The sequence below is a fragment of the Microcystis sp. M_QC_C_20170808_M3Col genome, assembly GCF_007095505.1.
GTDB lineage: Bacteria > Cyanobacteriota > Cyanobacteriia > Cyanobacteriales > Microcystaceae > Microcystis.
The window spans coordinates 1-4,474 of record NZ_SFBY01000158.1 but is presented as its reverse complement, the minus strand read 5'-3'; the positions used below and the strand labels follow the sequence as shown (position 1 = coordinate 4,474).

Annotated in this window: 5 protein-coding genes and 2 pseudogenes; 5 read left to right on the top strand and 2 right to left on the bottom strand. The window is 41.3% G+C overall.

The features are described from left to right. Window positions 1–115: 115 nt before the first annotated feature. Together EWV84_RS07380 and EWV84_RS07375 are read left to right on the top strand one after the other, a co-directional pair. Window positions 116–178 (top strand): annotated as a pseudogene (locus EWV84_RS07380) (DUF29 family protein); the annotation flags it as partial. A gap of 108 nt (window positions 179–286) precedes the next feature. Beyond that, a complete protein-coding gene (locus tag EWV84_RS07375) occupies window positions 287–1,375 on the top strand; it encodes a DNA methyltransferase (protein ID WP_287077490.1) in 1,089 nt (362 codons plus the stop codon). On the opposite strand, the gene EWV84_RS07370 is transcribed toward EWV84_RS07375, so the two are convergent. Both EWV84_RS07370 and EWV84_RS07365 read right to left on the bottom strand, forming a co-directional pair. Further along, on the bottom strand, window positions 1,341–2,258 hold the full coding sequence (locus tag EWV84_RS07370; RefSeq protein ID WP_287077489.1) for a hypothetical protein: 918 nt from the start codon (window positions 2,256–2,258) through the stop codon (window positions 1,341–1,343). The two genes, EWV84_RS07375 and EWV84_RS07370, sit on opposite strands and share 35 nt — an antisense overlap. Continuing rightward, on the bottom strand, window positions 2,255–2,518 hold the full coding sequence (locus EWV84_RS07365) for a helix-turn-helix domain-containing protein (protein WP_287077488.1): 264 nt from the start codon (window positions 2,516–2,518) through the stop codon (window positions 2,255–2,257). The genes EWV84_RS07370 and EWV84_RS07365 overlap by 4 nt, the downstream gene beginning before the upstream one ends. 136 nt (window positions 2,519–2,654) lie before the next feature. Here EWV84_RS07365 and EWV84_RS07360 point away from each other — a divergent pair. The 3 genes and pseudogenes from EWV84_RS07360 to EWV84_RS07350 all read left to right on the top strand — a co-directional run. Beyond that, a pseudogene (locus tag EWV84_RS07360) lies at window positions 2,655–2,753 on the top strand (DUF29 domain-containing protein); the annotation flags it as partial. 142 nt (window positions 2,754–2,895) lie between these two features. Further along, a complete protein-coding gene (gene cpcF, locus EWV84_RS07355; RefSeq protein WP_286827368.1) occupies window positions 2,896–3,519 on the top strand; it encodes a C-phycocyanin alpha-cysteine-84 phycocyanobilin lyase subunit CpcF in 624 nt (207 codons plus the stop codon). Window positions 3,520–3,581: 62 nt separating this feature from the next. Continuing rightward, on the top strand, window positions 3,582–4,355 hold the full coding sequence (locus tag EWV84_RS07350; RefSeq protein ID WP_002761938.1) for an ABC transporter permease: 774 nt from the start codon (window positions 3,582–3,584) through the stop codon (window positions 4,353–4,355). Window positions 4,356–4,474: the final 119 nt, after the last annotated feature.

Below are 4,474 nucleotides of genomic sequence, written 5' to 3'. Positions count from 1 at the left end.
GTTCTGACTTTATCTGTGTGGGAATTTTCTTAACTCCTTCAACCAAACCCTTTACTACACAAGGATTTTAACCTTTTTTGTCCTCGATCGCTTTTTTATTTAAGCGAACGGTGAGTTAAAACAAAAAAACTTTGATCAAGTTGACTGGGAAAACTTGAGCGAGGAGATAGAAAGTTTGGTAGTCTTAGGCTAAGTTTCTAGGTCATTGGTTTATGGGGTAGCCAAATATCCTAAAACAGGATAGAGTATTGATATTCATACTGTTTATAAGACGATAAAAAAATCCATGGATATACCTGAGCCTTCCCATAGCCTGCCAAGTATAAAAAAGAATAAAGCAACAAGCACTGTTGGGCGTGGAAAAACTGTCCAACTTATTGAGAAACTGGCTTTTTCAGCTTGGAATAACAGCAGTGTTAGTCTGAGTCTTGGTAATAGCATTGAACATTATGATTCTTGGGAACAACCTATAGTAATAATCTCAGACGGAGGCTACGGTCTTTTAGGATTTGAAGGTGATACATCAGATCATCTTGACTTACCTGAATGGTATGAACCTCATGTGGAAGCTTGGTCTAAGTTGGCCTTGCCAAATACAACTCTTTGGTTTTGGAACTCAGAAATTGGCTGGGCTGTGGTACATCCAATACTTGAGAAATTTGGTTGGCGATATGTTAATTGTAATATATGGAATAAAGGAAAAGGTCATATTGCAGGTAATGTCAACACAGAAAAAATAAGGCGTTTTCCAGTTGTTACAGAGGTTTGCGTCCAATACGTTAGAGAAGTCAAAATTGCTGACTTAACACTTAAAGAATGGCTCCGAAAGGAATGGTTAAGATCGGGCTTACCTTTGCGTCAAGCTAATTTAGCTTGTGGTGTCGCAGATGCGGCAACAAGAAAATATTTTGACCAAGGACATTTATGGTATTTTCCCCCACCGGAAATGTTTGAAAAATTAGTTTTCTATGCCAACGAACACGGAAACCCAGAGGGAAAACCCTATTTTTCTAAAAATGGCCAGCGTCCTTTAACAGGTAAAGAGTGGGAGAAGATGCGCTCTAAATTTAATTGCCCTCATGGTTTTACAAATGTTTGGGATCGTTCAGCTTTGCGCGATGATGAACGAATTAAGTCTAAGGATGGTAAAGCTGTTCACTTAAATCAAAAGCCACTGGATCTGATGAAATTAATTATTAAAGCTTCAAGTGAGGAACAGGATGTGGTTTGGGAACCATTTGGGGGGCTTTTCAGTGCCTCTTTAGCTGCCAATATCCTGAATCGAAAAGCTTTCGCTTGTGAAATTGACGAAACTTATTTCTATTATGGAGTCAAAAGGTTTAGTCAAGTAGTTCATCAATGTTCCCTTCTTTAATGCCAAGGTGTTCCCTGAAAGCAGATTTAATTAACTCCTCTCGACGACTAGCTAAAAGCCTGTTCCACTGTCCAACTTCCATTCCAGAGAACTGTGTTCGATAAACACGCTTTTTAAAATCCTCAATTCCTGGATGCACAATCCTGTCCATTTTAGCAAAATTGGTGTCTAATCTGTATTTGAAGCGAGTGATCAGTTCCCGTAAGAGCATTTGATACTCTTGTGTAGGCTGATAAATTCTTCCATCATTTCCCCAAGAATTAACTATTTCTTCAGCTTGAAATAGTTCTTCATCCGTTCCTTGAAATTTGTATCCATTAGTATTTGTTTGCTGCAAATTTGCTGTTCTTTGGGTTGTATCTTCAGGTTCTAGAACAAGGTAATCAGGAGGATTATGATAGTGGTCATCTCTCGCTTTAGCCACTGAAAAGCCAGAGACAACGCATACATCTAGAATCTTGGGTTTGCCATAAATTACCGCTTCGGGCAGCCAAGCTATTAGGGAAACGTAGGTTTGATCAAACTGAAAATGATTTTGACTATCTTTGAAACGGGCTGTTATTTCAGTAGCTAATGGGAACCATGCTTTTATTTCTAATCCGGGGGTAGGCTGGATGCTACCCATGAAGACAGTATCAGGAAATCCTGGATCTTGCCTTTTCCATTCACCAAACGGCGCAAATATTTCCTGCTTATTCAAAAACTCAACAGTGTTAAATTCAATCAGATTTCCCAATAGTGGTGATAGCTTTGAAATTACTTTGGCTAAATTAACTGCTGCAGCAACCGATATTGGTCTAGCAATGTCTAATAGGTCAAATCTATGTCCAGACAAATCATCTAGATATTGTGATGCAAGGCTAATAACATCTTCTGTATTCATAACCCTTCCCCAGAAGATGTGGGCTGACAAGCTTGCTCAACTTGCCTTAAAATTTCGCAAGGATCTACACCGATTACACGACTAACCAGAAGGAACTCAACGACATCTAATCTTCTTTCACCATTTTCGTATTTGGCAACGAAAGATTGCGGCTTTTTGATGGCTTTAGCGAGGGCTGCTTGGGTTAAATTCGCATCCTTACGAGCGGCGATCAGGCATCGACGAAAGACATGGTACTCTGGACTAAAAATAGATTTCATCGTGCTTTAATTAGCACAGAAGTTAACAATTCCAAGATAAACCTATTTTAGGATAATCCCAAAATGGGATTTTAACTTCCCTACGGCCTTAGTAAACAGCTTGACACCCCTAGTGTAGCGGACGGTATGGATTCTTTTGCGAGATAACCCCGATTATCAATCCTTTAACTTTCCCGATGATTGTCCTTTTCCCCAAGAAATTAGTCAGATTTTACAGAAAAAAGTTTGGCGATAAAATTATCTTTAAAAGTTTGTTAGTGGGGTTAGGACATAAGAATCAGTCGTCAGGAGATTATTTTTATTTATTCTCCCTTCTCCCCACACCCCACACCCCACACCCCACACCCCTAACCCCTCATCCCCTCTACTGATAACCAATGCTTCCTACCGTTGAAACTTTAATTATTGCCGTCGAAAAAGCCGACTCAGCTAACGGGTTGCTGACAGCCGTAGAAAATCTAGCAGCGGCTAAAAGTGAAGCGGCAATCCCCACCCTCACCGATGTCCTAAGATATAACAACCCCGGTGCCTCCGTGGCAGCCGTGGATGGTTTAATCGCCATCGGCAAGGCGGCGGTTCCCTATTTACTGGCCAATCTAGACGGTTATAATTATGGGGCGAGAGCTTGGGCAACCCGCGCCCTAGCGGGAATTGGCGATGTGCGAGGATTGGACTTATTGCTTGAGGCGGCGGTGAGTGATTTTTCCTTTAGCGTGCGGCGAGGGGCGGCTAGAGGCTTAGGAAATATAATTTGGTCTGATTTGGAGGAAAGTCGGGTTTCTGAGGCTCAGAATGCAGTTTTTACGGCACTGGAGCAACTTTTGCAAGGGGATACAGAGTGGGTGGTTAGATATGCGGCGATCGTTGGATTGGAGGGGTTAGGAACTGCGGCGGTGGCATTTCGCAGGGCGATTCGGGAACTTTTAGGACAGATTCGGGAGACAGAAGCGGAAATAGTGGTAAAATTGCGCGCCGATCAAGCTCTGGAACACTTACAATAAGCCTAAGTCGAAAGTAGAAAAACTTATTTCTCTACAGGGAGAAACAATTACACTAACATTCTATGAAATATTGGCAGGAAATTTTAGCGATCGCTCAACGAATTTTAGTGGAATTAATCCGGCGCGGGCGTAGCTTAATCCTCTGGGGTATTTTCCCGATCCTTGTCCTGCTCTTAAATGGCTATATTATGGCAGAAAAAGGCAAAATTGAGCTTGCCGAGGCGATGGCTCTGGCTACTCCTCCTACCCTCGTCGGGGCGGCACTTTTCTTTAGTTGTTTGGGGGGAACCGTGGCGACGGTAGTAGCAGAAAGGGAACAACAAACGATTAAACGGTTATTTTTATCGCCTTTAAGCGGTGTTTCCTATTTTATCGGCATTTTTCTCGCCCATTGTGCGATTGCCGCCTGTCAGACAGTTTTAGTTTATTCTATTGCTAAACAGTATGGAGCCACTTTTAAAGGCTCAATTCCTCTAGAATTATTAATTATTTTTCTTAGTATCACCGCCTATGTGGGTTTAGGATTTATCCTCGGTACTCAACTGGCGAAAAGAACAGAAGATGTTAATGCTTTGGTGGGAACTTTTGGGGTTCCTTTATTAATTTTAGGCGGCGTTTTTCTCCCAACTGCTTTATTCCCCGACAATATTCTATCTCTGGCTAAATATAACCCTATCTACCACATGAATGAAGCTTTAATTGCTGTTTGGGCAAAGGGCGAAAATCTACAAGATATTAGCTCTCATTTTCGCTTTCTCTGTCTTTTTGCTCTAGCTATGGTAGCAGGTGGTTGGCTTACCTATCGACAAATGTTAAACCTTGAACGCCGACTGTAAATCAGTTATCAGTTATCAGTTATCAGTTATCAGTTATCAGTTATCAGTTATCAGTTATCAGTTATCAGTTATCAGTTATCAGTTATCAGTTATCAGTTATCAGTTATCAGTTATCAGTT

What these genes read in the sequence shown, in the direction of transcription:
- EWV84_RS07375 (WP_287077490.1), top strand. Translation starts at nt 287, where the DNA reads ATGGATATACCTGAGCCTTCCCATAGCCTGCCAAGTATAAAAAAGAAT.
- EWV84_RS07370 (WP_287077489.1), bottom strand. Translation starts at nt 2,258, where the DNA reads ATGAATACAGAAGATGTTATTAGCCTTGCATCACAATATCTAGATGAT.
- EWV84_RS07365 (WP_287077488.1), bottom strand. Translation starts at nt 2,518, where the DNA reads ATGAAATCTATTTTTAGTCCAGAGTACCATGTCTTTCGTCGATGCCTG.
- cpcF (WP_286827368.1), top strand. Translation starts at nt 2,896, where the DNA reads ATGCTTCCTACCGTTGAAACTTTAATTATTGCCGTCGAAAAAGCCGAC.
- EWV84_RS07350 (WP_002761938.1), top strand. Translation starts at nt 3,582, where the DNA reads ATGAAATATTGGCAGGAAATTTTAGCGATCGCTCAACGAATTTTAGTG.